General features: G+C 69.8%; 20 protein-coding genes and 2 pseudogenes. 14 read left to right on the top strand and 8 right to left on the bottom strand.

Annotated features, from left to right (window positions below):
- Nucleotides 1–7 precede the first annotated feature (7 nt).
- Complete coding sequence (prpR, locus tag M2165_RS24105) at nucleotides 8–2,044, bottom strand: propionate catabolism operon regulatory protein PrpR (protein ID WP_280817091.1); 2,037 nt, start codon at nucleotides 2,042–2,044, stop codon at nucleotides 8–10.
- Between the two features lie 132 nt (nucleotides 2,045–2,176).
- Between prpR and M2165_RS24100 the strand changes: the two are divergent.
- The 3 genes and pseudogenes from M2165_RS24100 to M2165_RS24090 form a co-directional block, all read left to right on the top strand.
- Nucleotides 2,177–3,078: pseudogene (locus M2165_RS24100) on the top strand (tripartite tricarboxylate transporter substrate-binding protein); the annotation flags it as partial.
- Nucleotides 3,079–3,164: 86 nt separating this feature from the next.
- Entirely contained in the window at nucleotides 3,165–4,151 is a 987-nt protein-coding gene (locus M2165_RS24095; RefSeq protein ID WP_280817090.1) for a tripartite tricarboxylate transporter substrate binding protein, read from the top strand.
- Between the two features lie 11 nt (nucleotides 4,152–4,162).
- Nucleotides 4,163–5,023 carry an isocitrate lyase/PEP mutase family protein gene (locus M2165_RS24090; protein WP_280817089.1) on the top strand — a complete coding sequence of 287 codons (861 nt, stop codon included), beginning with the start codon at nucleotides 4,163–4,165 and terminating at the stop codon, nucleotides 5,021–5,023.
- Between the two features lie 26 nt (nucleotides 5,024–5,049).
- Here the strand turns inward: M2165_RS24090 and M2165_RS24085 are convergent, their stop codons facing one another.
- Nucleotides 5,050–6,021, bottom strand: coding sequence for an AraC family transcriptional regulator (locus M2165_RS24085; RefSeq protein WP_280817088.1), 972 nt, complete (start codon nucleotides 6,019–6,021; stop codon nucleotides 5,050–5,052).
- Nucleotides 6,022–6,250: 229 nt separating this feature from the next.
- Here M2165_RS24085 and M2165_RS24080 point away from each other — a divergent pair, with 229 nt between their 5' ends.
- Complete coding sequence (locus tag M2165_RS24080) at nucleotides 6,251–7,006, top strand: aldolase (protein WP_280817087.1); 756 nt, start codon at nucleotides 6,251–6,253, stop codon at nucleotides 7,004–7,006.
- Entirely contained in the window at nucleotides 7,003–8,307 is a 1,305-nt protein-coding gene (locus M2165_RS24075) for an MFS transporter (RefSeq protein ID WP_280817086.1), read from the top strand. Before M2165_RS24080 ends, M2165_RS24075 begins: the two co-directional genes overlap by 4 nt.
- A gap of 12 nt (nucleotides 8,308–8,319) precedes the next feature.
- Here the strand turns inward: M2165_RS24075 and M2165_RS24070 are convergent, their stop codons facing one another.
- On the bottom strand, nucleotides 8,320–10,044 hold the full coding sequence (locus M2165_RS24070; protein ID WP_280817085.1) for a hypothetical protein: 1,725 nt from the start codon (nucleotides 10,042–10,044) through the stop codon (nucleotides 8,320–8,322).
- Nucleotides 10,045–10,161: 117 nt separating this feature from the next.
- Here M2165_RS24070 and dusA point away from each other — a divergent pair.
- Nucleotides 10,162–11,111: pseudogene (gene dusA, locus M2165_RS24065) on the top strand (tRNA dihydrouridine(20/20a) synthase DusA).
- A 104-nt stretch (nucleotides 11,112–11,215) separates the two neighbouring features.
- On the opposite strand, the gene M2165_RS24060 reads toward dusA, so the two are convergent.
- Complete coding sequence (locus M2165_RS24060) at nucleotides 11,216–11,863, bottom strand: GntR family transcriptional regulator (protein ID WP_280817084.1); 648 nt, start codon at nucleotides 11,861–11,863, stop codon at nucleotides 11,216–11,218.
- Nucleotides 11,864–11,994: 131 nt separating this feature from the next.
- On the opposite strand from M2165_RS24060, the gene scpA reads away from it, so the two are divergent.
- From scpA to M2165_RS24025, 7 genes are read left to right on the top strand one after another with little or no spacing between them, the layout of a single operon-like run.
- Nucleotides 11,995–14,157: a methylmalonyl-CoA mutase gene (gene scpA, locus M2165_RS24055; RefSeq protein ID WP_280817083.1), complete on the top strand. Its 2,163-nt coding sequence runs from the start codon at nucleotides 11,995–11,997 to the stop codon at nucleotides 14,155–14,157.
- Nucleotides 14,154–14,627, top strand: coding sequence for a GNAT family N-acetyltransferase (locus M2165_RS24050; RefSeq protein WP_280817082.1), 474 nt, complete (start codon nucleotides 14,154–14,156; stop codon nucleotides 14,625–14,627). The genes scpA and M2165_RS24050 overlap by 4 nt, the downstream gene beginning before the upstream one ends.
- A complete protein-coding gene (gene meaB / locus M2165_RS24045; protein ID WP_280817081.1) occupies nucleotides 14,621–15,673 on the top strand; it encodes a methylmalonyl Co-A mutase-associated GTPase MeaB in 1,053 nt (350 codons plus the stop codon). Before M2165_RS24050 ends, meaB begins: the two co-directional genes overlap by 7 nt.
- A gap of 43 nt (nucleotides 15,674–15,716) precedes the next feature.
- Nucleotides 15,717–17,261 (top strand): acyl-CoA carboxylase subunit beta, encoded by a 1,545-nt coding sequence (locus M2165_RS24040; RefSeq protein WP_280817080.1) that lies wholly within the window; start codon nucleotides 15,717–15,719, stop codon nucleotides 17,259–17,261.
- A gap of 20 nt (nucleotides 17,262–17,281) precedes the next feature.
- Nucleotides 17,282–19,330: an acetyl-CoA carboxylase biotin carboxylase subunit gene (gene accC, locus M2165_RS24035; RefSeq protein ID WP_280817079.1), complete on the top strand. Its 2,049-nt coding sequence runs from the start codon at nucleotides 17,282–17,284 to the stop codon at nucleotides 19,328–19,330.
- Nucleotides 19,330–20,352, top strand: coding sequence for a biotin synthase BioB (gene bioB, locus M2165_RS24030; RefSeq protein ID WP_280817611.1), 1,023 nt, complete (start codon nucleotides 19,330–19,332; stop codon nucleotides 20,350–20,352). Before accC ends, bioB begins: the two co-directional genes overlap by 1 nt.
- Entirely contained in the window at nucleotides 20,349–20,846 is a 498-nt protein-coding gene (locus M2165_RS24025) for a VOC family protein (protein WP_280817078.1), read from the top strand. The genes bioB and M2165_RS24025 overlap by 4 nt, the downstream gene beginning before the upstream one ends.
- A 110-nt stretch (nucleotides 20,847–20,956) precedes the next feature.
- Here M2165_RS24025 and M2165_RS24020 read toward each other — a convergent pair whose 3' ends face one another.
- Nucleotides 20,957–21,454 carry an Lrp/AsnC family transcriptional regulator gene (locus M2165_RS24020; protein ID WP_280817077.1) on the bottom strand — a complete coding sequence of 166 codons (498 nt, stop codon included), beginning with the start codon at nucleotides 21,452–21,454 and terminating at the stop codon, nucleotides 20,957–20,959.
- 119 nt (nucleotides 21,455–21,573) lie between these two features.
- Here M2165_RS24020 and M2165_RS24015 point away from each other — a divergent pair, with 119 nt between their 5' ends.
- Nucleotides 21,574–22,497 carry an EamA family transporter gene (locus tag M2165_RS24015; RefSeq protein WP_280817076.1) on the top strand — a complete coding sequence of 308 codons (924 nt, stop codon included), beginning with the start codon at nucleotides 21,574–21,576 and terminating at the stop codon, nucleotides 22,495–22,497.
- A 12-nt stretch (nucleotides 22,498–22,509) separates the two neighbouring features.
- Here M2165_RS24015 and M2165_RS24010 read toward each other — a convergent pair whose 3' ends face one another.
- Genes M2165_RS24010 through phaZ form a run of 3 tightly spaced genes read right to left on the bottom strand, consistent with a single transcriptional unit; the run spans nucleotide 22,510 to nucleotide 25,189 of the window.
- On the bottom strand, nucleotides 22,510–23,145 hold the full coding sequence (locus M2165_RS24010) for a LysE family transporter (RefSeq protein ID WP_280817075.1): 636 nt from the start codon (nucleotides 23,143–23,145) through the stop codon (nucleotides 22,510–22,512).
- Nucleotides 23,142–23,795, bottom strand: coding sequence for an RnfABCDGE type electron transport complex subunit B (locus M2165_RS24005; protein ID WP_280817074.1), 654 nt, complete (start codon nucleotides 23,793–23,795; stop codon nucleotides 23,142–23,144). The genes M2165_RS24010 and M2165_RS24005 overlap by 4 nt, the downstream gene beginning before the upstream one ends.
- Nucleotides 23,792–25,189, bottom strand: coding sequence for a polyhydroxyalkanoate depolymerase (gene phaZ, locus M2165_RS24000; RefSeq protein ID WP_280817073.1), 1,398 nt, complete (start codon nucleotides 25,187–25,189; stop codon nucleotides 23,792–23,794). The genes M2165_RS24005 and phaZ overlap by 4 nt, the downstream gene beginning before the upstream one ends.
- Nucleotides 25,190–25,238 lie beyond the last annotated feature (49 nt).

Raw genomic sequence — 25,238 nt, 5'->3', positions numbered from 1 at the left:
CAGCTCGCTATGGCGCGGCCTTCAGGCGCCGCCACAGCGTGGCGCGGCTGATGCCCAGGATCTCGCAGGCCTTGCCCTGGTGGCCCTGCACCGAGGCCAGCACCTCGCGGAGCCGTTCGCGCTCGGCCAGGCGGCGCGCGTCCTTCAGCGGCATCGGTTCCTGCAGCGGCGGGGGCTCCTGGTCCACCGACTGCGGGTCGGCGGCGAGCGGCGCGGCGCATTCGGGAAAGACCTCCAGCCAGCGGTCCGGATCGACCGCCCCGTTCCGCAGCAGATGGTCGCGGCAGGCCGCCAGGCGCTCGACCCAGTTGCCGAGTTCGCGGATGTTGCCCGGCCAGGCATAGGCGGCGGTGCGCGCCTGCAAGGCCCGAAGCAGCAGCGCCGCCTGCGCCGCGTCGTGCGCTGGCCCCAGGCGCTGCGCCAGCAGAGCCTGCGCGAGCGCGGCCACGTCGCCGGCGCCGCGCTCGCGCAGCGTGGGCGTCTGGATGCGCAGCACCGCCAGGCGGTAGTACAGGTCGCGCCGGAACGCGCCGCGCGCCACCTGCGCCGCCAGGTCGGCATGGGTGGCGGCGATGACGCGGATGTCCATCGGCACCGGCGTGGTCGAACCCACCCGCAGCACCTCGCGTTCCTGCAGCACGCGCAGGAGGCGCGACTGCAGGGGCAGCGGCATGTCGCCGATCTCGTCGAGGAACAGCGTGCCGGTGTGCGCGGCCTCGACCAGGCCGGTCTTGCCGCCGCGCCGGGCGCCGGTGAAGGCGCCTTCCTCGTAGCCGAACAGCTCGCTTTCGAGCAGGCTCTCGCCGAGCGCGGCGCAGTTCACCGCCAGGAAGGGCTGGGCCGCGCGTCGGCTCGCGCGGTGCATGCCCTGCGCCAGCAGTTCCTTGCCGGTACCGCTGGCGCCCTGGATCAGCACGGTGGCGTCGCTGGCGGCGAACTGGCGCGCCAGCCCGCGGATGCGCTGCGCGGCCGGGCTCTCGCCTGCATAGTCGTCGATGCGCCAGCGCGCGCCCACATGCTGCTGGCGGCTGCTCGCGCGCAGATGGCGGTCGGCGCGCTGGATCACCACCGGGTCGCTGCAGGCGAACAGCGCGCCGGTGACCTCGCCGTTCTCGACGATGGGCGCGCGCCGCACGGAGAGGGTGCGGCCGGCGATCTGCACCACGTCTTCGGCAGCCTCGGCCTCCCGAGCGCCGTCCGCCGGCCCGGTGGAGAGCGTGCGGCCCACCGACAGCTGCGGCGCGAACTGCTCCAGCGGGCGCCCGTGCAGGCTCGCGACCGAGGCGCCGAGCAGCCCGGCCATGGTCGGGTTCAGCGCCTGGATGCGGCCCTGCAGGTCCACTGTGACCACGCCGTCCTGCAGCTGGTGCAGCACGGTCTCGAGCCGCTGGTGCCGGGCGCGCTGTGCATGCCGGTGGCGTGCCAGCAGCAGGGCCTCGGCATAGGCCTTGCGCACGGCGCCTTCGGCGTACAGCAGCACGCTGGCCATGCCGGCACGCTCGGCCAGCTCGGCCACCAGGCCCGGCGCCACCACCGCCTGCATGCCCGCCTGCTGCATGGCCTGCACGCAGGCCGCTGCGTCGTCCGCGCCCTGGTAGCTGAACGGCGAGATGCCGATGCCGAACATCGCCTCGAACTGCGCCACCTCGGGCGAAGGGCCGCCATAGGACACCAGCCCGATGCGCGGCGGCTCGCCCCCGGGCACCGCGGCGGATGCGGCCAGCGCCAGCCGGCGCGCCTCGGACAGCGCATGCAGCAGGTCGAAGCCGCGCACCTCGACCATCACCACCGGAATGTCCACATGCTCGCGCAGCCAGTCGCCGCTGGCGCCGGCGGCGATGAGCACGTCGACCGGCATCTTTTTCTTCTGCAGCGCGTGTACTGCGCGCACCGCGTCGTCGAAGGCGGCGCTCAGGTGCAGCAGGTTGACCTGGCCCGCCACCACGGGCGCGAGGCGCTCGAGCGTGCGGCCGATGCCGTGGCGGCCCACGGTCACGACGGTGGGCAGGCGCGCGTCCGGCGCCGGAGTAGCTGTTTCATTCATGCGCCAGATTGTTTCATGATTGAAATACCGTGAAACACCGACCCTGCGAAATCCGGCGCTTTCAGGGGGACCAGGCGGGCGGCACAGCGATTGCAGTACGGCAGGCTCCAACCGACACAAGGGAGACATTCCATGAACACATCTCGCCGCGGCCTGCTGGCCTGCGCCGCCCTGGCCGCCCTCACGGGCGCGCTGCCTGCCGCCGCACAGGAAGCCTGGCCCACGCAGCCGGTGCGCCTCATCGTTCCTTATGCCGCGGGCGGCTTCGCCGACACCCGGGCGCGCAAGATCGCCGAGGTGCTGGGCCGCAGCCTGGGCCAGCCGGTCGTCATCGAGAACAAGGGCGGCGCCGGCGGCGTCACGGGCACGGACGTGATCGCCAAGGCCAGCGACGGCCACACCTTCGGCTTCGGCTCGCCCGGTCCGCTGGTCACCAACCCGATGCTGATGAAGAAGCTGCCCTACGACGCACGCAAGGCCTTCAAGCCCATCGTCCTCATCGAGCGCGCGCCGCTGTTCCTGACCACCGCGCCCAACCAGGACTTCAAGTCGGTCAGGGAACTGGTCGACTTCGCCCGCGCCAACCCGGGTCGCCTGAGCTACGGCTCCTCGGGCGTGGGCGGCGCGCACCACCTCTGGGCGAGCTGCTGGCCTTCCAGACCGGCACCGAGCTGACCCACGTGGCCTACAAGGGCGGCGCGCCGGCCGCGGCCGACCTCATGGGCGGCCACCTCGCCTTCATGTTCGAGATGGGCTATGCCGCGCTGCCGGCCATCCAGGCGGGCCGCGTCAAGGTGCTGGCCGTGACCAGCGCCCAGCGCGTGGCGGTGATGCCGCAGGTGCCGACCCTGAAGGAGGCCGGCCTGCAGGGCTTCGAGTCGTACAACTGGCTCGGCATGATCGCGCCGGCCAGCACGCCCGATGCGGTGGTCGCCCGGCTCAACGCCGCGGTGAACGACGCGCTCCGGCAGCCCGCCATCGTCCAGATGATCGAAGGCAGCGGCGGCATCGTCGCCGGCGGCACGCCCGAGGCCTACGGCCGCTTCATCGAGCAGGAGCGCGCCCAGTGGGGCCCGGTCATCAAGAACGCCAACATCTCCCTGGAATGAGGAACATCGACATGCATCGCAACATCCGCATCAACCTCCTGCGCCGCGCGCTGCTCGCCGTGGCGCTCGGCACCGCCGCCGTGTCCGCGGCGGCGCAGCAGCCCTGGCCCGCCAAGCCGCTGCGCTTCGTCGTGCCGTTCTCGGCCGGCGGCGCCAACGACCTGATGGCGCGCGCCGCCGCCGAAGGCGCGGGCAAGGTACTGGGCCAGCCCGTGGTGATCGACAACCGCCCTGGCGCGGGCGGTTCGCTCGGCGCCGACATCGTTGCCAAGAGCGCACCCGACGGCTACACCTTCCTCATCAGCGCGGCCGGCGTGATCTCGAACAGCATGATCAAGAAGTCGCTGCCCTTCAAGGACGAGGACCTCGTGCCCGTGGTCATGATCGGGCTCGCGCCCTCGGTGATCGTGGTGCCGAAGTCGGCGCCCTACAACAACCTGCGCGACTTCGTGGAGGCCTCGAAGAAGGGCGTGGGCTTCAACTTCGCGACGGCCGGCACCGGCAGCACGCCGCACTTCGTGGCCGAGATGCTCAACGTGAAGTACGGCGCGAAGCTGCAGCCCGTGCCCTACAAGAGCGGCTCCGAAAGCACCACCGCCGTGCTCGGCGGCCAGGTCGAGGGCACCTCCGAGGCCAGCATCATCGCGCTGCCGCACATCGTGGGCGAGGGCGGCAAGTTCAAGCCGCTCGCCACCACCTGGACGCAGCGCATCTCGGCCTATCCCGAGCTTTCCACCGCGGTGGAGCAGGGCTTCGCCGATCTGCAGATCGCGCACTGGGCCGGCGTGCATGCGCCGCGCGGCACGCCCGACGAAGTGCTCGACAAGGTCGCGGCCGCGGTCGACAAGGCGATGCGCGAGCCGGCCACCGTGGCCAAGCTCAAGGGCCTGGGCATCGAGCCCGTCGGCGGCACGCGGCCGGAATTCGTGAAGTTCGTCGACGCCGAACGCAAGCGCCTGGGCGAGATCGTCAAGGCCGCGCGCATGCAGGAAAAGTGAGCCCCCGAACCATGAACACCAAGCAAAGACTCCGCGCCCTGGCGCAGGCCCGCCGCGGCACGCTCGTGCCGGGCGCCTTCAATGCGCTCTCCGCCAAGGTGGTCGAAGACCTGGGCTTCGAGGCGATCTACGTCACCGGCGCCGGCGTGACCAACATGTGGTTCGGCATGCCCGACCAGGGCTTCATGGGCCTGGCCGAGATCGCGGACCACACCGCGCGCATCCGCGACGCCGTGGCGCTGCCGCTGATCGTCGATGCCGACACCGGCTTCGGCAATGCGCTCAACGTGCGCCACACCGTGCGCACACTGGAGCGTGCCGGCGCCGACTGCATCCAGTTCGAGGACCAGGTCTCGCCCAAGCGCTGCGGCCATTTCGCGGGCAAGGACGTGATCGCCACCGAGGAGGCGGTGAACAAGATCAAGGCGGCGGCCGATGCGCGGCAGGACGCCGACCTGTTGATCATGGCGCGCACCGACGCCTGCGCGGTGCACGGCTTCGAGGCGGCGATCGAGCGCGCGCAGAAGTTCGCCGAGGCCGGCGCCGACATCCTCTTCGTCGAGGCCGTGACCACGGCCGAGCAGATCCGCGCGCTGCCACAGCGGCTCGACCGGCCGCAGCTCATGAACATGGTCGTGGGCGGCAAGACGCCGATCGTCAGCGGCGAGGAACTCGGCGGCATGGGCTACGGCTTCGTGCTTTATGCCAACGCGGCGCTGCAGGGCGCGGTGGCGGGCATGCAGAAGGCGCTGACTTCGCTGCGCGACAACCGGCGGCTCGAGGAAGACCCGGCACTGGTCGCGCCCTTCGCCGAGCGCCAGCGGCTCGTCGGCAAGCCCGAGTGGGATGCGCTCGAGCGGCGCTACAGCTGAGGCAGCCGAGAACGACCCCGGCCCGATCAGGCGCAGCGGTTCGACGCGCGAAAGCCGCCGGGCGTGATGCCGAAGCGGTCGCGGAAGGCGCGGCTGAAATGGCTCGGGTCGCCGAAGCCGTTGCGGAACGCGATCTCGCCCACGCTGAGCTGCGCGAGCCGCGCGTTGGCGAGTTCGTCGCGCGCGCGCACGAGCCGGCGCTCGCGCAGGTAGGCGCCGTACTGCGTCTGCCGTGCGGCGAACAGGCGGTGCACCAGCCGCTTCGAGATGCAGAGCTCGCGCGCGATCGCCTCGACCGACAGCTCCGGGTCGCAGAGCCGGGCCTCGACGCAGGCCGCGAGCCGCTGCCAGCGGTCGCGCTCGGGCGGCTCTGCGCTGCCGGTCGTCGACTCGCAATAGACGGCCGCGAGCAGCGAGACGAAGGACTGCTCCGAGAAATAGGCCAGCGCGGGATGCGGCTGTGCCTGCACCGCGAACAGGCGGTCGAGCTGGTGGCGCGCGGATTCCGCGAGCGATGAATCGGCCGGCGCGAGCGCGGGCTGGAAGCGCTCGTGCAGGTCGGCATAGATGCCGAAGAAGCGCGCGGCCGGCAGCCGCAACTGCACCAGCCGGCCCGATGCGTCCAGCGTGCAGGTGGAGGGCAGGCGCGTGGTGCGAAAGACGATGTCGCCCTTGCGGAAGGCGAGGCGGCGGCCGGCCTGCTCGATGCTGCCCTGGCCGTCGACCGCGATCATCGCGAGCACCTCGCCGGCGCTGTCGTGCGCGGCCTGGCCCGCCGCATGGTGCACCTGCATCGGCGTGGAATCGAAGCTGATCGCGATGCCGCCGCCCACCAGCCTGCACGCTTCCAGGCTCATGCGCGGGCGGCTGTGCTGCACGCTGAGTTCGCCCGGGTAGACCAGCGCGTCGAGGGCACTCGAGTAGCCGCGCAGGTCGCCCGGGTAGAAGGGGCGCAGGTGCGGCGCGAGGCTCAGGTGGGGTGTGGCTTCTTGGTGCATGGTGGACGGTGCCGGCGCCGCGTGCATGCGCCGTGCCAGGCGCGGCCGGCGCCCGCAGTCTGGACGCTGCGCGTCCGCGGCGCATCAAGACTTTCCATGAGCGGCCCCCCGGGGGCGGCCGCGCGCGTGTTGGCACGCCGGGTCAATGCGCGTGCGCGCAAACGCAATGGCGGGCGTGGCCTTGCTTCCTACATTGGCAGCCATTGCATACCCGAAGAAGGAGCCCCGCGTGAACACCCCCGCCACCCATGCCCCGGCCGCCGACGCGCCGATCGCGCTCGACGGCCTCGCTTTCGGCCAGTGGAGCGATGCCGAGAAGCTCGCGCTCAGCTGCCGCATTCTTGCGAAGGAGGGCCATTCCGAAACGCTGGCCGGCCAGGTCACGGTGCGCCAGGGCGACGGCAGCTTCCTGACCACGCCGCTTGCGCACTCGTTCGCAGAGATCCGCCCCGATTCCGTGATGCGCATCGACGATACGCTGCGCGTGCTCGAGGGCCGCGGCGTGCCCAACCCGGCGGTGCGCTTCCATCTCTGGGTCTACCGCCGCAGGCCCGACGTGAACTGCGTGATCCACACCCATCCGCCCTACGTCTCGGCGCTGTCGATGACCGGCGAGCCGCTGCAGGTCGCGCACATGGATGCCACGCCCTTCTTCGACGACTGCGCCTTTCTGCGCGAGTGGCCGGGCCTGCCGATCGCCGACGTGGAAGGCGAGATCATCTCGGCCGCGCTCGGCGCCAAGCGCTGCGTGCTGCTGGCGAACCACGGCTTCCTCGCGGCCACTTCGAGCATCGAGGAGTCGCTGTATCTCTCGGTGCTGATCGAGCGCGCGGCGCGCAACCAGCTGATCGCGCAGAGCGCCTACGGACGGCTCAAGCTGGTCGATCCGGCGCTGGCGCGCGAATCGCACGACTTCCTGCTGCAGCCGAGCATCGTGAAGGCCAGCTTCGCGATGTTCGCGCGGCAGCTCGGGGAGGCCGCATGAGCAGCATCGCCAGGCCGGCCGCCGGCACGGTGGCTGCGGTCCGGCCGCACAGCGTCTGGAAGGTCGGCGCCGCCACCATGGCCGGCACCGCGATCGAGGGCTTCGACTTCCTGGCCTACGGGACGGCGGCGGCGCTGGTCTTCAACCGGCTGTTCTTTCCGAACTTCGATCCGGTCACGGGCACGCTCGCGGCCTTCGGGACCTTCGCGAGCGGCATGCTGGCGCGACCGATCGGCGGCCTCGTGTTCGGCCACTACGGCGACCGGCTCGGCCGCAAGGCCATGCTGACGCTGAGCCTGCTGCTGATGGGCATCTGCACGGTGCTGATCGGCCTGCTGCCGACCTACGAGTCGATCGGCCTCTGGGCCGCGGTGCTGCTGGTGCTGCTGCGCATCGGCCAGGGACTGTCGTTCGGCGGCGAGCTCGGCGGCGCGATGCTGATGGCGGTCGAGCATGCGCCGCCGCGCTGGCGCTCGCTGGTGGGCAGCATGCCGCAGATGGGCGCGCCGATCGGCGTGCTGCTGTCCTCGGGCGCCTTCGCGCTGGTCACGCGGCTGCCGGAGGACGCCTTCCTGTCGTGGGGCTGGCGGCTGCCGTTCCTCGCGAGTGCGCTGCTGATCGTGCTGGGCATCTTCATCCGCACGCGGCTCGGCGAGTCGCCCGAGTTCGAGGCGGTGAAGGCGCATCGCAGGACCGCCGCGCTGCCCGCGCGCGACGTGGTGGTGGCGCACTGGCGGCCGCTGCTGCTGACCATCGGCGGCAAGCTGGCCGAGGTCACGCTGATCTACACCATCCTCGTGTTCTCCATCTCCTACGCGGTCACGCGGCTCGGCTTCTCGCGCGGCGATGCGCTGCATGCGCTGGTGCTGGGCTCGTCGCTGATGGTGCTGACCATCCCGCTGTTCGGCTGGCTGGCCGACCGTATCGGCGCGCGGCGGCTCTACGTGGCCGGCGGCGTGCTGCTGGCGCTGATGGCGCTGCCGCTGTTCCAGGCCATCGGCAGCGGATCGCTCGCGGCCTACACGGCGGCGATGGTGCTGGCGCTCGCGCTCAACTACCCGCTGATGTTCGCGCCGCAGTCGAACCTCTACGCGGCGCAGTTCCCGGCCGAGCTGCGGTATTCGGGCATCTCGATCGGCATCCAGATGGCGGCCGCGCTCGGCGGCGGGCTGGCGCCGCTCATCGCCGCCACGCTGGTGACCAAGTACGGGAGCATCGTGCCGGTGGGCGCCTATGTCGCGGTGCTGGGTGCGGTGGCCGCGCTGTCGGCGTGGTGGATGCGGCCTGCGGCGAACGAATGAGCCGCGCGGAGCTCAGGAGTGGCCGTCCACGCGCATCTGGAACAGGAAGTAGGGCGGGATGCAGGCCCCGCGGCCCTCGGGTTGCCCCTCGGCCTGTGCGCAGATGTAGTCGTCGCGGCAGGGCGCCGCCGCCGAGCAGCTGCGCAGCTGGCCCGGCCGCGTGTGTTTCGAAAGGCAGTCGCCGAAGGGCCGCTTTTCGGCCAGGCATTGGTTGAAGTCGCTGAGGATCGCGATGCCGCCGCAGGTGCCGTGCGGGTCGCCGGCGTTGCAGGGCCCCGAGCACATGCCGCCGGGAAAGCCGACCGCGGTCTTCTCGCAGACCGCGTTCGCGCCTTCGCAGGCCACGCGCGGCAGCTTCTCAGCGCGGTCGAGCCAGGGGTTGGCCGAGCGCGTGATGCGCGTGGGTTCGCAGCGCGCGCCGACGGTGGGCTTTTCGGGCGGGCTGTCCTCGGCCGCATCGGGCTCGGCCAGCGGACGGAAGGGATCAGGCTGCGGCGTCGTGAGCGCGGCCTGCAGGTAGCGGCCGCGCCGCGCGAGTTCGTCGCCGAGGTGCGGCGAGTGCGGCAGCGCGAGCGCATTGCCCGTGGTGAAGGTGCGCGTGGCGCCGCGCCGGTCCACGCCGAGCAGATGGAAGCCCGCGACCGCGCGGCTCTGGTGGCAGCCCATGCAGCTCAGGTCGTCGAGCCGGCGCAGCAGCGCCGCGGGTGAGGACAGCGTGCGGCTGCCGGGCACGGCCTGCCATTCGCCTGCGCCGAAAAGCTGCGCGAAGGGCCGGTTCGCGAACCGCTCGAGCCCGCGCGGCGCGACCGAGATCGCCTCGGTCGCGAGGAAGCGTTCCGGGATGCGCAGGGTCGCTTCGTCGAGCGCGCGCAGGTTGGCGGGCTGCTGCAGCCACAGACGCAGTTCCTGCCGCAGCGGCGCGCTGGCCTTGAGCTTCGCCAGGTCGGGCGTGTTCTCGAGCGGCGCCGGCTCGAAGCGCCCGGCGCCGCTGTTCCAGCGGAAGGCGCGCAGCATGTATTCCGCATGGCCGCCGAGGTCGGGCCGCACCGCCGAGGGCCAGCGCACGCTCTGCAGGTTGGTCGTGAGCTGCGCGATGCGCCCGGGCGCGAGGCGTGCCGGCGCGAGCGGTCCCTCGGGCGAGACCAGCCAGCGGCCCAGCGCCTCGTCGTCCATCCCCGGCCGCGGCGGCTGCCAGCGCTTCGCCGCGGCGGCGCAACTGCCCGCGGCATCGGGCGCATCGCCGCGCAGTTCGACCGCCAGCGTCATCGGCAGCCGCGACTGCATCGCGGCCGTGCGGTAGGCGAGCCGGTAGACCAGCCGCGTCTCGCCGCAGGCGCCGTCCTGGAACGGCCGACGGTCCATGCGGTTGGCCACGCCGACCAGCTCGAAGAAGGCGTCGGGGCTCGCGAGCCAGCGCGCATCGAACAGCCGGTGCGGGTACTTCGCGATGCCGACGCCGGCCTTCGGATCGCGCTGCCGGATCGCCGCGAGGCTGGCCTCGATCGGCGCCGCGACCGAGCGCCAGGCCGCCGACGAGCGCATCAGCGCCTGGTTGCTCGCGATGCCGCCGGCATCGGGCGTGGCGCCGAACCAGCGCGCGAAGCCGGCGCCGGACTGCTCGGCCGCCTGCAGCGCCGCGGGCGCTGTGACGAGCAGCAGCGGTTCGGCCGCCTGCGCGGGGGCGAGGGCGGAGGCCAGCGCAAGGCCGGCGAGCAGGCGGTGAAGGGACGGCGGCACGCGGGCGATTGTGCCGCTGCCTGCGGCGGCAAGGCCCCGCATGAGAAACTACACCCCCCGCCGCCGAATGAGGTCCCTGCGTTGAGTCTCGAACCGAAGGTGCTGTCCGTCGCCCCGATGATGGACTGGACCGACCGCCACTGCCGCTACCTGCACCGCCTGCTGAGCCGCCATGCGCTGCTCTACACCGAGATGGTCACGACCGGCGCGCTGATCCATGGCGACGTGCCGCGGCACCTGCGCTTCAACGCCGAGGAGCATCCGGTCGCGCTGCAGCTCGGCGGCAGCGAGCCGGCCGACCTCGCACACTGCGCGAAGCTGGGCGAGCAGTGGGGCTACGACGAGATCAACATCAACTGCGGCTGCCCGAGCGAGCGCGTGCAGCGCGGCGCCTTCGGCGCCTGCCTGATGGCCGAGCCGCGGCTGGTGGCCGACTGCGTGAAGGCGATGGTCGACGCGGTGGCGGTGCCGGTCACGGTCAAGCACCGCATCGGCATCGACCGCATCGAGAGCTACGAGTTCGTGCGCGACTTCGTCGGCATCGTGAGCGAGGCCGGCTGCAGGACCTTCATCGTGCATGCGCGCAACGCCTGGCTGCAGGGCCTGAGTCCGAAGCAGAACCGCGAGATTCCGCCGTTGCGCTACGAGCTCGTGCACCGCCTCAAGCACGAGTTTCCGCACCTCGACTTCGCGCTCAACGGCGGCATCGCCAGCAACGCCCAGGTGCACGAGCACCTGCGGCTGCTCGACGGCGTGATGGTAGGCCGCGAGGCGTACCACAACCCCTGGTGGCTGGCCGAATGGGATGCCGAGTTCTTCGGTGCCGCGCGCCGCAGGCGCTCACGCGCGAGGACGTGGAATTGGCGATGTGCGACTACATGGAGCGCGAGGCGGCCGCGCACGGCACCTTGTGGCCCTCGATCGCGCGCCACATGCTGGGCCTGCGCAACGGCCTGCCCGGCGCGCGCCGCTGGCGCCAGGTGTGGAGCGACCATCGCCTCAAGACGCGGCCGCCGCGCGAGGTGATGGCGCTGGCGCGCGAAGCCACCGCGGAACTCGCGACCTGACCCATCCGCGGAACACCGCGGAACCGGCTTTGCCGGGCCGCTGGTGTTGCCCCCTCGAGGGGGGAGTCGAGCGACACGAAGTGCGCGAGGGACGGGGGGTGGGCCTAGTTCGCGGCTTCCAGGCCGTTCTTGAAGTGTTCGCGCATGCGCGCCATCGCTGCTGCCGCATCGCGCGCCTCGATCGCGGCCATCACCGCGCGATGCTCGGCCAACGATTCCGCGATGCGCCCCGCCTTGAGCAGCGAGTTGTGCCGGTTGAGCTTCATCACCTTGCGCAGGTCGGCCACCATCTGGTCGCGCCATTTGTTGTTGGCGATCGCCAGCAGCCGCATGTGGAAGCGCTCGTTGACCGCGAAGAAATGCTCGCGGTCCACCTTGCCGGGCGCGGCCGCGGCTTCCAGTTCGGCGTGCAGCGCCTGCAGTTCCGCACGCTGGGCCTCGGTGGCGCGCTCGGCCACCACGCCGGCGGCATCGCTCTCGAGCAGCGAGAGCAGGTGGTAGACGTCCGCCAAGTCCTGCTCCGACACTTCGGTGACGTAGGCGCCGCGCCGCACCTTCATCGTCACCAAGCCCTCGGCCGCAAGCACCTTGAGCGCCTCGCGCAGCGGCGTGCGGCTGATGCCGTATTCGTCGGCGAGCTTGAGTTCGTCGATCCAGCTGCCGGGCTCGAGTTCGCGGCGGAAGATCCGCTGGCGCAGCAGCTCGGCCACCTCTTCGTAGAGGGCGCGCGGGGTGAGGGTGACAGCGGACATGGAGCGGAATGTACTTCAAAAAACGCGTTTGAATTAATAATTATGGATCGGTTAGACTCGCGGCCGGCCTGCAAATCCCTTGCCGGCCCGTGCGACGATCCCGCGAGACAGACACTGCACCACGGCCCTTCATGAGCAGCAAACCCGAACCCACCTTCAAGCCCGCCACCCTCGACGACTGGGCCAAGGCCGCTGCCAAGTCGGCACCGGGCGGCGACCTCGCCGCGCTCGACTGGCTCACGCCCGACGGCATCCGGGTCAAGCCGCTCTACACCGCGGCCGACCTGCAGGGGCTCCGGTACACCGACACGCTGCCGGGCTTCGAGCCCTACCTGCGCGGCCCGCAGGCCACGATGTACGCGGTGCGCCCGTGGACCATCCGCCAGTACGCCGGCTTCTCGACCGCGGAAGAGTCGAACGCCTTCTACCGCAAGGCATTGGCCGCGGGCGGGCAGGGCGTGAGCGTGGCCTTCGACCTGGCCACCCACCGCGGCTACGACAGCGACCATCCGCGCGTGACCGGCGATGTGGGCAAGGCCGGCGTGGCGATCGATTCGGTCGAGGACATGAAGATCCTGTTCGACCAGATACCGCTCGACAAGGTCAGCGTCTCGATGACGATGAACGGCGCGGTGCTGCCCGTGCTCGCGGGCTACGTGGTGGCGGCGGAAGAGCAGGGCGTGACGCAGGACCAGCTCAGCGGAACCATCCAGAACGACATCCTCAAGGAGTTCATGGTCCGCAACACCTACATCTTCCCGCCCGCGCCGAGCATGCGGATCATCGGCGACATCATCGAGTACACGGCCTCGCACATGCCGAAGTTCAACTCGATCTCGATCAGCGGCTACCACATGCAGGAAGCCGGCGCCAACCAGGCGCTCGAGCTCGCCTTCACGCTGGCGGACGGCAAGGAGTACGTGAAGACCGCGCTCGCGAAGGGCCTCGACGTGGACGGCTTCGCGGGGCGGCTGAGCTTCTTCTGGGCCATCGGCATGAACTTCTACCTCGAAGTCGCCAAGATGCGCGCCGCGCGCCTGCTGTGGTGCCGGATCATGAAGGAGTTCAACCCGAAGAACCCCAAGAGCCTGATGCTGCGCACCCACTGCCAGACCTCGGGCTGGAGCCTGACCGAGCAGGACCCCTACAACAACGTGGTGCGCACCACGATCGAGGCGATGGCCGCGGTGTTCGGCGGCACGCAGAGTCTGCACACCAACGCGCTCGACGAGGCGATCGCGCTGCCGACCGAGTTCAGCGCCCGCATCGCGCGCAACACGCAGCTCATCATCCAGGAAGAGACGCACATCACGAACGTGATCGACCCCTGGGCCGGCAGCTACATGATGGAGAAGCTCACGCAGGACATGGCCGATGCGGCCTGGGCCATCATCGAGGAGGTCGAGGCGATGGGCGGCATGACCAAGGCCGTGGACAGCGGCTGGGCCAAGCTCAAGATCGAGGCCGCCGCGGCCGAGAAGCAGGCGCGCATCGACTCCGGCAAGGACGTGATCGTCGGCGTCAACAAGTACAAGCTCAAGAACGAGGATGCGATCGACAGCCTCTCCATCGACAATGTGAAGGTGCGCGAGCAGCAGGTGGCGCGGCTGCAGAAGATCCGCGCCGCACGCGACGGCGCCAAGGTGCAGGCCGCACTCGATGCGCTCACCGAGGCGGCCGAGAGCGGCAGCGGCAACCTGCTCGCACTCAGCATCGAGGCGGTGCGCCTGCGCGCCACGGTGGGCGAGATCTCGGATGCGCTCGAAAAATCATTCGGCCGCCATCGGGCCGACACGCAAAAGGTGACCGGTGTGTACGCTGCTGCCTACGACTCGGCTGAAGGCTGGGACAAGCTCAAGGAAGAGATCAACGCCTTCGCCGAGGCACAGGGCCGCCGGCCGCGCGTGATGATCTCCAAGCTCGGCCAGGACGGCCACGACCGCGGCGCCAAGGTGGTGGCCACGGCCTTCGCCGACCTGGGCTTCGACGTGGACATGGGCCCGTTGTTCCAGACCCCCGAGGAGTGCGCGCGCCAGGCGATCGAGAACGACGTGCATGCGGTCGGCGTTAGCACGCTGGCCGCCGGCCACAAGACGCTGGTGCCCGCGATCATCCAGGAGCTGAAGAAGCAGGGCGCGGACGACATCATCGTGTTCGTCGGCGGCGTGATCCCGCGGCAGGACTACGACTTCCTGTACGAGGCCGGCGTCAAGGGCATCTACGGGCCCGGCACGCCGATTCCCGCGAGCGCGAAGGACGTGCTCGAGCAGATCCGCGCCGCGGTGTCGGCATGAGCGATCTCTTGTCGCGGCTGTCGCTGCAGCCAGTCGATTCGAGCGATTTCGAAGCCATGCTCGCGCTGCGCATCGATGCGATGCGCCCGAGCCTGGAGCGCGTCGGCCGTTTCGATCCCGAGCGCTCGCGCGAGCGGCTCAGCGCGGGCTTCGTGCTGCCGTACATGCACCACATCGTCCTCGACGGGGACCAGCGCATCGGCTTCGTCACGCTCAAGCCCGAGGACAGCGATGCGCTGCGCCTCGACCACCTCTACCTGCGCACCGGCTTCCAGGGCCTGGGCATCGGCGAATGGGTGCTCGAATGGGCCAAGTCCGAAGCGCGCGCGCAGCAGCGCGACATCAAGCTCACCGCGCTCGTGAAGAGCGACGCCAACCGCTTCTACCTGCGGCACGGCTTCGTGCTCGAGGGCGAGGATGGCGTCGATCTGCACTACCGCTGGCGCGTCGCGCCGGGGGATGCGTGCTGAACTCGGCCGAAGCGCTCGAAGGCGCGATCGCCGCTTCGCAGGGCATGGCGCAGCGCCGCGCCATCGCCAAGGCGATCACGCTGCTCGAATCGACCCGCGCCGACCATCGCACGCAGGCCGACGCGCTGCTCACTGCGCTGCTGCCGCGCACCGGGCGGTCGTTCCGGCTCGGCATCTCGGGCGTGCCCGGCGTGGGCAAGTCCACCTTCATCGAAACGCTCGGCCTGCTGCTGATCGACAAGGGCCACCGCGTGGCGGTGCTCACCATCGACCCCTCGTCCACCGTCTCGGGCGGTTCGATCCTCGGCGACAAGACGCGCATGGAGCGCCTCTCGGTGCACGAGCGTGCCTTCATCCGGCCCAGCCCTTCGAGCGGCACGCTCGGCGGCGTGGCCGAGAAGACGCGCGAAGCGATGCTGGTCTGCGAAGCCGCGGGCTACGACATCGTGATCGTCGAGACCGTGGGCGTGGGCCAGAGCGAGACGGCCGTGGCCGGCATGACCGACATGTTCGTCCTCATGCAGCTGCCCAACGCGGGCGACGACCTGCAGGCCATCAAGAAGGGCGTGATGGAGCTGGCCGACCTCGTGGTCATCAACAAGGCCGACATCGACCGCGACGCCGCCACCCGCGCGCAGGCGCAGATCACCTCGGCGCTGCGGCTCTTCGGCCACCAGGGCAACCCCGAGCATGCGCATGCGGCGCACGACGCCGCGAGCGGCGCCGAAGTGCGCTTCTGGCTGCCGAAGGTGCTGCAGCTGAGCGCGCTCGCGGGCACCGGCATCGACGCCTTCTGGGATGCGGTGACGCAGTTCCAGGCCTTGCAGACCGCCAACGGAAGGTTCGCGAAGCGGCGCGAGAAGCAGGCCACCGCATGGATGTGGGAGCGCATCGACGCGGGGCTCAAGCAGGCCTTCCGGCAGCACCCGCAGGTGCGCGAGATGCTGCCGCAGCTCACGCGGCAGGTCGCCGAGGGCACGCTGCCCGCATCGACCGCGGCGCGCCAGCTGCTCGCGGCCGCGCGCGTGCCGGCCGCATCGGCATGAATTCACCAGAGACCAGGAACCCATCCAGCTTCGGAAGCACACCATGCAAGAACTGATCGAACAACTCGAAAAGCGGCGCGCCCAGGCGCGCCTCGGTGGGGGGCAGAAGCGCATCGACGCGCAGCACGCCAAGGGCAAGCTCACGGCGCGCGAGCGCATCGAACTGCTGCTCGACGACGGCACCTTCGAAGAGTGGGACATGTTCGTCGAGCACCGCAGCACCGACTTCGGCATGGCCGACAACAAGATCCCGGGCGACGGCGTGGTCACGGGCTACGGCATGATCAACGGCCGCCTGGTGTTCGTGTTCAGCCAGGACTTCACCGTCTTCGGCGGCGCGCTTTCCGAGGCGCATGCCGAGAAGATCTGCAAGGTGATGGACCAGGCGATGAAGGTCGGCGCGCCCGTCATCGGCCTCAACGACTCGGGCGGCGCGCGCATCCAGGAGGGCGTGGCCTCGCTCGGCGGCTATGCCGACGTGTTCCAGCGCAACGTGCTGGCCTCGGGCGTGGTGCCGCAGATCAGCCTGATCATGGGCCCCTGCGCGGGCGGCGCGGTGTACTCGCCGGCCATGACCGACTTCATCTTCATGGTGAAGGACTCGAGCTACATGTTCGTCACCGGCCCCGAGGTGGTGAAGACCGTCACGCACGAGACCGTGACGGCCGAGGAGCTCGGCGGCGCCATCACCCACACCACGCGCAGCGGCGTGGCCGACATGGCGTTCGAGAACGACGTCGAGGCGCTGATGATGCTGCGCCGGCTCTACAACTACCTGCCGCTCAACAACCGCGAGAAGCCGCCGGTGCGCCTGGGCAACAACGGCCAGGGCGACCCGGCCGACCGGCCCGACTACTCGCTCGACACGCTGGTGCCCGACAACCCGAACAAGCCCTACGACATCAAGGAGCTGATCTTCAAGGTCGTGGACGACGGCGACTTCTTCGAGCTGCAGCCCGACTACGCGAAGAACATCGTCATCGGCTTCGCGCGCATGGAGGGCCAGACGGTGGGCATCGTCGCCAACCAGCCGCTGGTGCTCGCGGGCTGCCTCGACATCAAGTCGAGCATCAAGGCGGCGCGCTTCGTGCGCTTCTGCGATGCCTTCAACATCCCGGTCGTCACCTTCGTCGACGTGCCCGGCTTCATGCCCGGCACCGGCCAGGAGTACGGCGGCATCATCAAGCACGGCGCCAAGCTGCTCTACGCGTATGCCGAATGCACGGTGCCGAAGATCACCGTCATCACGCGCAAGGCCTACGGCGGCGCCTACGACGTGATGGCCTCGAAGCACCTGCGCGGCGACGTCAACCTCGCCTGGCCGCGCGCCGAGATCGCGGTGATGGGTGCCAAGGGCGCGGTGGAGATCATCTTCCGCGAGGACAAGAACGACCCCGAGAAACTCGCCGCGCGCGAGGCCGAGTACAAGGCCCGCTTCGCCAACCCCTATGTGGCGGGCGCACGCGGCTACATCGACGACGTGATCCTGCCGCACGAGACGCGCAAGCGCATCTGCCGCTCGCTGGTGATGCTGCGCGAGAAGAAGCTCGAGAACCCGTGGCGCAAGCACGGCAACATTCCTCTGTGAGCGGCGCGGAGAAAGAAGACATGTTCAAGAAGATCCTGATTGCCAACCGCGGCGAAATCGCCTGCCGCGTGATCCAGACCGCGCGGAAGATGGGCATCCGCACCGTGGCCGTCTACTCCGACGCCGACAAGGAGGCACGCCACGTCGAGCTCGCCGACGAGGCGGTGCACATCGGTGCCGCACCGAGCCGCGAGAGCTACCTGCAGGCCGACCGCATCATCGCGGCCTGCAAGCAGACCGGCGCCGAGGCGGTGCACCCGGGCTACGGCTTCCTGTCGGAGAACGAAGCTTTTGCGCGCAAGGTCGAGGAAGAGGGCATCGCCTTCATCGGACCGAAGCACTATTCGATCGCGGCGATGGGCGACAAGATCGCCTCCAAGAAGCTCGCGAACGAAGCCAAGGTCAACACCATTCCGGGCTGGAACGACGCCATCGAGACGGCCGAGCGTGCCGTCGAGATCGCGAGGGACATCGGCTACCCGGTGATGATCAAGGCCTCGGCCGGCGGCGGCGGCAAGGGCCTGCGCGTGGCGTACGACGACAAGGAGGCCTTCGAGGGCTTCACCTCGTGCCGCAACGAGGCGCGCAACAGCTTCGGCGACGACCGGGTGTTCATCGAGAAGTTCGTCGAGGAGCCGCGCCACATCGAGATCCAGGTGCTCGGCGATGCGCACGGCAACGTGATCTACCTGAACGAGCGCGAATGCTCGATCCAGCGCCGGCACCAGAAGGTGATCGAGGAGGCGCCGTCGCCCTTCATCAGCGAGCAGACCCGCCGCGCGATGGGCGAGCAGGCGGTGGCGCTCGCCAAGGCGGTGAAGTACCAGAGCGCGGGCACGGTGGAGTTCGTGGTCGGCAAGGACCAGAGCTTCTACTTCCTCGAGATGAACACGCGGCTGCAGGTGGAGCATCCGGTCACCGAGTGCATCACCGGGCTCGACCTGGTCGAGCTCATGATCCGCGTCGCGGCGGGCGAGAAGCTGCCGCTCGCACAGGCCGACGTGAAGCGCAACGGCTGGGCCATCGAGTGCCGCATCAATGCCGAGGACCCGTTCCGCAACTTCCTGCCCTCGACCGGGCGGCTGGTGAAGTTCCAGCCGCCGACCGAGACCATGTTCGCGGCCGACACCGAGCGCCTGAACGGCGTGCGGGTGGACACCGGCGTGTACGACGGCGGCGAGATCCCCATGTACTACGACTCGATGATCGCCAAGCTCATCGTGCACGGGAAGGACCGCAACCATGCCATCGCGCGCATGCGCGAGGCGCTCAACGGCTTCGTGATCCGCGGCATCAGCAGCAACATCCCGTTCCAGGCGGCGCTGCTCGCGCATCCGAAGTTCGTGGCGGGCGATTTCAACACCGGCTTCATCGCCGAGCACTACGGCAAGGGCTTCCATGCCGAGGACGTGCCGCATGCCGACCCCGCGTTCCTGGTGGCGCTCGCCGCCTACGTGCACCGCCGCTACCGGGCGCGCGCCTCGGGCATCAGCGGGCAGCTCGAAGGCCACGGCGTGAAGGTGGGCGAGCAGTTCGTGGTGGTCGAGCTCGGCGCCGAAGGCAAGCATGTGCACCATGCGGTCTCGGTGACCGATTTCCACGGCAAGACCGGCGCCAGCGCGGTCGCGGTGGACGGCAGGAACTACAAGATCGACAGCGGCTCGGCGCTCGGTGCGATCCGCGTGCAGGGCACGGTCAACGACCGTCCGTTCACCGCCCAGGTCGAGCGCGGCGTGGGGCGCAGCCCGCTGGCGCTGCGCGTGTCGCACGACGGCAAGCAGATCGAGGCGATGGTGCTGTCGCCGCTCGGTGCGCGGCTGCTCGCGCTGATGCCCTACAAGGCACCGCCGGACCTCAGCAAGTTCCTGATGTCGCCGATGCCGGGGCTCCTGGTCGAGGTGTCGGTGCAGCCCGGCCAGCAGGTGCGCGCGGGCGAGAAGCTCGCGGTGATCGAGGCCATGAAGATGGAGAACGTGCTGTTCGCCACGCAGGACGGCGTGGTGGGCAAGATTTCTGCCGCGAAGGGCGAGTCGCTCGCGGTCGATCAGGTGATCATGGAGTTCGAATGATGGGTGCCAACGACATTTCGCAGACGATCACGCTGCACCGGCCGTCCGCGCAGGCTGCGGCGCCGAAGCCGGGCCCCTGGTCGGTCGAGGCCATCCAGGCGCTGCTCGACAAGCCGCTGATGGAACTGCTGTACCAGGCGCAGACGGTGCACCGCGCGCACTTTCCCGAGGGCGACATCGAACTGGCCACGCTGCTCTCGGTCAAGACCGGCGGCTGCCCCGAGAACTGCGGCTACTGCCCGCAGTCGGCCGAGTTCGACACCGGCGTGAAGGCGCAGAAGCTCATGGAGGTCGACGAGGTGCTGCGTGCCGCCCAGGCCGCCAAGGACGCCGGCGCCACGCGCTTCTGCATGGGCGCGGCCTGGCGCGCCCCCAAGGACCGCGACGTCGAGAAGGTGGCGGTGCTGGTCGAGGCCGTGAAGGGCCTGGGTATGCAGACCTGCGCCACGCTCGGCATGCTCGAGCCGCACCATGCGCAGCAGCTCAAGGCCGCGGGCCTCGACTACTACAACCACAACCTCGACACCGCGCCCGAGTACTACACCGACGTGGTCGACACGCGCACCTACCAGGACCGGCTCGACACGCTGGCCCATGTGCGCAGCGCCGGCATCAGCGTGTGCTGCGGCGGCATCGTGGGCATGGGCGAGCAGCCGGTGCATCGCGCGGGGCTGATCGCGCAGCTGGCCAACCTCGATCCGTATCCGGAGTCGGTGCCGATCAACAGCCTCGTGCGCGTGCCGGGCACGCCGCTGGCCGATTCGGAGCCGGTCGATCCCTTCGACTTCGTGCGCATGATCGCGGTCGCGCGCATCACCATGCCGACCGCGCGCGTGCGCCTCTCCGCCGGGCGCCAGCAGATGGGCGATGCGGTGCAGGCGCTGTGCTTCATGGCCGGCGCCAATTCGATCTTCTACGGCGACAAGCTGCTCGTGACCGGCAACCCCGACGTCGAGGCCGACACGGTGCTGCTGAAGAAGCTGGGCCTCGCCGCCCGGCGCAGCGCGGAGGCCTGCGCATGACGGCCGCCGAACGCCCGTTCAAGGTGCTCGGCATCCAGCAGATCGCGATCGGCGGGTCCGACAAGACGCGGCTTCAGAAGCTCTGGGTCGACATGCTGGGGCTCGAGGTCACCGGCACCTTCAAGAGCGAGCGCGAGAACGTCGACGAGGACATCTGCGCGATCGGCAGCGGCCCGTTCAAGGTCGAGGTCGACCTGATGCAGCCGCTCGACCCCGAGAAGAAGCCGGCCGTGCATGCCACGCCGCTCAACCACGTGGGCCTGTGGATCGACGACCTGCCGAAGGCCGTCGAGTGGCTCACCGCGCAGGGCGTGCGCTTCGCACCCGGCGGCATCCGCAGGGGCGCGGCGGGCTTCGACATCTGCTTCCTGCACCCGAAGGCGAGCGACGAGTTCCCGATCGCAGGCGAGGGCGTGCTGATCGAGATGGTGCAGGCGCCGCCGGAAGTGGTTGCTGCTTTCGCCGCATTGGCCAGCTCATCGCCGATGCCCTGAACTTGCTCGTGAAACACCGCGGAACCGGCTTTGCCGGGCCGCTGGTGTTGCCCCCGGCGAGGGGGTTGGCGAAGCGACACGAAGTGCGCGAAGCCTGGGGGTGAACTCGTTCAGGCGTTGACGACCTTCCTGATCGGCGGCTTCACGTCCGAGCGCTGCGGCGGCAGCATCGGCTGGTGCTCGCGTGCCGGATTCAGGATGATCGAGGTCGCGGTCTCTGTCAGTATGCAGAACTTGGTGACCACCGCGTCGAGGTGGCTCACGTCGATGACCGCGATTTCCAGGATCCAGCTGTCCTCGCCGGTCACGTTGTAGGCATTGATGCATTCGGGCGTCTGCTGGATCAGCTGCACCACGCGGTCGTATTCGGCGCGCCCGACGCGGATCAGCGCGCGGATGCCATAGCCGAGCTTCGCGAGGTTGACGGTGGCGCGGTAGCCGCTGATCACGCCCGCGGCCTCGAGCTTCTTGACGCGCTCGGTCACGGCGGGCTGGCTCAGGTGCACGCGGCGGCCGAGTTCCGCCATCGTGAGCCGCGCATCCTTCTGGAGTTCGGCGAGGATGCGGGTGTCGTGCGCGTCCAGCGAGGGGTTCAAGGCGAAGTCCATGCAACTCCTTCAAATCAATGGTTCGAGAAGGGCAGAACCATCGAAATCGCATGGCTGCCGGCGGTCTGCTTTCATACCATGGGCGCGGCAAGCTTCCAACAACAATCCATCGCACACCCATGCCGACCCTCGCTTCTCCCGCCGAAGCCGCGCGCAGCAGCACTGCGCCCGGCCCTGCGCTGCCGCCCATCCTCTGGCTCTGTCTTGCCGCCACCTGGCTGGTCTGGGGCTCGACCTATCTTGCGATCAAGTACGCGCTGGTCAGCTTCGCGCCCTTTCTGCAGATGGGCTCGCGCTTCCTGTTCGCGGGCGTGGTGCTCGCGGCCTGGATGCGCTGGCGCGGCGCGGCCTGGCCGTCGGCCCTGCAATGGCGCAACGCCCTGGTGGTGGGCGCGTTGATGCTCGGCGGCGGCATGGGCGGCGTGGCCTATGCCGAGGTGTCGATCGGCTCCGGACTCGTGGTGGCGTTCATCGCGGTGGTGCCGCTCCTGATCGCGCTGCTGAACCTGGTCTGGGGCGTTCGGCCGACGTGGCTCGAGGCCATGGGCATCGCGCTCGGGCTTGCGGGCGTGCTGATGCTCACGCAGGGCAGCGGTTTCCAGTCGTCGCCCGCGGGGCTGGTGGCCATCTCGCTCGCCTGCGTCTGCTGGTCGATCGGCAGCGTGCTGAGCCAGCGCAGCCTGCCGCTGGCGCCCGGCGCGATGGGCTTCGCGAGCGAGATGATCTGCGGCGGCCTGGTGCTGCTGGTGCTTTCGGCGCTCGCGGGCGAAAAGTGGGTCTGGCCGCCCGAGCCGGTGGCCGTGGCGGCCTGGCTGTACCTGGTGGTGTTCGGTTCGCTGATCGCGTTCAACGCCTACATGGTGCTGCTGGCGCGTGCGCCCGCCGGGCTCGCCGCGAGCTACACCTTCGTGAATCCGGTGATCGCGATGCTGCTGGGCGTGTGGATCGCCGGCGAGACGGTCACGCGCTTCGAGTGGTACGCGGTGGGCGTGGTGCTCGCGGGCGTGCTGCTGCTGCTTTTCAAGCGCCCGAAGAAGGGCTGATCGAGCGGCCGGTCAGGCCGGCCGGCGCCAGAAGGCGAGCGTGGCGGCCAGCAGCCACATGCCGGCCGCGCAGCCGCGGTTCAGCAGCCGCAGGCCGCGGCGCGAGAGCCAGCGCACGGCCTGCGTGCCGGCGGCGGCGTAGGCCAGCATCACGCAGGTGTCGAGCGCCACGAAGATCGCGCCGAGCAGCAGGTACTGCGGGCCCTGCGGGCGGCCGACGTCGATGAACTGCGGCAGGAAGGCCGCGAAGAACAGCACCGTCTTCGGGTTGGAGAGCGCCACCAGCAGGCTGCGCAGGAGCGCGACGCGGCCGTGCGGGCGCGGCTCGACCGCGGACCTGGCGAGCGCGGCACCGAGGTCGGCGGCTTCGCTGCGCCAGAGCTTGGCGCCGAGCCACACCAGGTAGGCCACGCCGGCCGCGCGGATCGCGTCGAAGAGCATTTCCGAGGCGGCGAGCAGCGACCCCAGCCCCAGGGCGACCACCGCGATCAGCACGGTGCTGCCGAGCGAAGCGCCCGCGATGCCCCAGCTCGCGCGCTTCATGCCGCCTTCGATGCCGTTCGACAGCGCGAGCAGCATCGTGGGCCCCGGAATCACCGCCAGTGCGAGCGAGGCGACGACATAGATGAGCAGCGTGTCGAAGGTCATGGCTGGGCCTCGGGCGGGCGTTGTTGCTTCTGTGGGGACGCAGCGCGGGCGCGAGCCAGCGCGGCTTCGATGATCGAGCGCTTGCGCGTGTCGGCCGCCTGCGGCTCGGCGGTGGCGGCGGTGACTGCGGGCGCGGGTTCTTCGGTGCGTCGGGTACGCCCGCGGTGCGCGGCATGGCGCTGGTAGCGCTGCAGCGCGGCGTCGGCCTGCGCGCTGGACCACGCGGCCCAGCCGCTGCGGCCGGGCGTTTCGACCTCGAGCGAGATGCAGTCCACCGGGCAGACCGGGATGCAGAGCTCGCAGCCCGTGCAGTGCGCCTCGATCACGGTGTGCATGCGCTTGTGGATGCCGACGATGGCATCGGTCGGGCAGGCATCGAGGCAGAGCGTGCAGCCGATGCACCAGGCTTCGTCGATGAGCGCCATGCTGCGCGGGCCCTCGGTGCCGAACTGCGGATCGAGCGGCAGCGCCTCGCGGCCGGTGAGCCGCGCGAGCCTTGCAATGCCTTCGGCGCCGCCGGGCGGGCACTGGTTGATGCCGGCGGCGCCATCGGCCACGGCCTGCGCGTAGCCTGCGCAATCGGGATAGCCGCAACGTGTGCACTGCGTTTGCGGCAGTGCTTCGTGGATGCGTGCGGCCAGCGCGTTCACTTCCTGCGGACCGCGGGCTTCCTGGCGGCTGCCACGGCGGCCGGCTTGCTCGCGGCGGCGGAGGTCGCCGTCGTGCGGCCGGGCTTGATGCGGTCTTCGGCCGGGAGGTTCTCGCGCGCGCCGGCGCGGCGCTGCGGCTGGTCGTGCGCGGCGATGAACTTCGCCATCTTGGGATAGACCAGTTCGCGCCAGCGGCGGCCGCTGAAGATGCCGTAGTGGCCGGCGCCCTTGACCTCGTAGTGCTCGCGCTTCGAATCGGCGATGCCGGTGCACAGGCTGTGCGCGGCCTCGGTCTGGCCGGAGCCGGAGATGTCGTCGAGCTCGCCCTCGACCGTGAGCAGGGCGGTCGAACGGATGTCCTGCGGGCGCACGCGCTCCAGCTTTCCTTCGGGGCTGCGCACGTCCCAGGTGCCGTTCACCAGGTCGAATTCCTGGAACACGGTGCGGATCGTCTCGAGGTAGTAATCGGCGTCCATGTCGAGCACGGCGTTGTACTCGTCATAGAACTTGCGGTGGGCTTCGGCGCTCGCGTCGTCGCCCTTGATCAGGTCCTTGAAGTAGTCGTAGTGGCTGCTCGCGTGGCGGTCGGGGTTCATCGCGACGAAGCCCGTGTGCTGCAGGAAGCCCGGGTACACGCGGCGGCCCTCGCCCGCGAAGCCCTGCGGCACGCGGTAGATCACGTTGTTCTCGAACCACTCGTAGCTCTTGTTCATCGCGAGGTTGTTCACCGCCGTGGGCGACTTGCGCGCGTCGATCGGGCCGCCCATCATCGTCATGCTGAGCGGCAGCGGCTCGCCGCGGCTCGCCATGAGCGAGACGGCCGCGAGCACCGGCACCGTCGGCTGACACACGCTCACCACGTGGCAGTTGCCGTATTCGGCCTGCAGGCGGCGGATGAACTCCTGCACGTAGTTGACGTAGTCGTCGAGGTGGAATTCGCCTTCCGAAAGCGGCACGAGGCGGGCGTTCTTCCAGTCGGTGATGTAGACCTTGTGCGCCTGCAGCATCGTGCGCACCGTGTCGCGCAGCAGCGTGGCGTAGTGGCCCGACAGCGGCGCCACGATCAGCACCACGGGCTGGCTCTTGAGCGTCTTGAGGATGTGCGGTTCGTCGGTGAAGCGCTTGAAGCGGCGCAGTTCGCAGAAGGGCTTGTCGAGCTCGACCGCCTCCTGGATCACCACTTCCTCGCCGTCGACCTTGACGGACTTGATGTTGAACTCGGGCTTTTCGTAGTCCTTGCCCAGCCGGTAGAGCAGGTCATAGCCGGCGGCCATGCGCTGCGCCATCGGCAGCTGGCCCCACGCGCCCTGGCTGTAGAGCTTGGAAGCGGCCTGCGCGAAATCGGCAAACGGCTCCATCAGGGAACGCTGGGCTTCGTAGAGTTGGTAGAGCATCTGGGGTCCGGGAGGGAATGTTGCAGTGCAATATATCAGCGCGCGGGCC

Source organism: Variovorax sp. TBS-050B (assembly GCF_029893635.1).
Lineage (GTDB): Bacteria > Pseudomonadota > Gammaproteobacteria > Burkholderiales > Burkholderiaceae_C > Variovorax.
Note: the sequence above shows the minus strand (reverse complement) of the source record. Positions and strands in the feature narration are given on the sequence as shown.

Bases quoted from the DNA above. Each gene is read 5' to 3' on its own strand.
- prpR (WP_280817091.1), bottom strand. From the start codon at position 2,044: ATGAATGAAACAGCTACTCCGGCGCCGGACGCGCGCCTGCCCACCGTC.
- M2165_RS24095 (WP_280817090.1), top strand. From the start codon at position 3,165: ATGCATCGCAACATCCGCATCAACCTCCTGCGCCGCGCGCTGCTCGCC.
- M2165_RS24090 (WP_280817089.1), top strand. From the start codon at position 4,163: ATGAACACCAAGCAAAGACTCCGCGCCCTGGCGCAGGCCCGCCGCGGC.
- M2165_RS24085 (WP_280817088.1), bottom strand. From the start codon at position 6,021: ATGCACCAAGAAGCCACACCCCACCTGAGCCTCGCGCCGCACCTGCGC.
- M2165_RS24075 (WP_280817086.1), top strand. From the start codon at position 7,003: ATGAGCAGCATCGCCAGGCCGGCCGCCGGCACGGTGGCTGCGGTCCGG.
- M2165_RS24060 (WP_280817084.1), bottom strand. From the start codon at position 11,863: ATGTCCGCTGTCACCCTCACCCCGCGCGCCCTCTACGAAGAGGTGGCC.
- scpA (WP_280817083.1), top strand. From the start codon at position 11,995: ATGAGCAGCAAACCCGAACCCACCTTCAAGCCCGCCACCCTCGACGAC.
- M2165_RS24050 (WP_280817082.1), top strand. From the start codon at position 14,154: ATGAGCGATCTCTTGTCGCGGCTGTCGCTGCAGCCAGTCGATTCGAGC.
- M2165_RS24040 (WP_280817080.1), top strand. From the start codon at position 15,717: ATGCAAGAACTGATCGAACAACTCGAAAAGCGGCGCGCCCAGGCGCGC.
- accC (WP_280817079.1), top strand. From the start codon at position 17,282: ATGTTCAAGAAGATCCTGATTGCCAACCGCGGCGAAATCGCCTGCCGC.
- bioB (WP_280817611.1), top strand. From the start codon at position 19,330: ATGGGTGCCAACGACATTTCGCAGACGATCACGCTGCACCGGCCGTCC.
- M2165_RS24025 (WP_280817078.1), top strand. From the start codon at position 20,349: ATGACGGCCGCCGAACGCCCGTTCAAGGTGCTCGGCATCCAGCAGATC.
- M2165_RS24020 (WP_280817077.1), bottom strand. From the start codon at position 21,454: ATGGACTTCGCCTTGAACCCCTCGCTGGACGCGCACGACACCCGCATC.
- M2165_RS24015 (WP_280817076.1), top strand. From the start codon at position 21,574: ATGCCGACCCTCGCTTCTCCCGCCGAAGCCGCGCGCAGCAGCACTGCG.
- M2165_RS24010 (WP_280817075.1), bottom strand. From the start codon at position 23,145: ATGACCTTCGACACGCTGCTCATCTATGTCGTCGCCTCGCTCGCACTG.
- phaZ (WP_280817073.1), bottom strand. From the start codon at position 25,189: ATGCTCTACCAACTCTACGAAGCCCAGCGTTCCCTGATGGAGCCGTTT.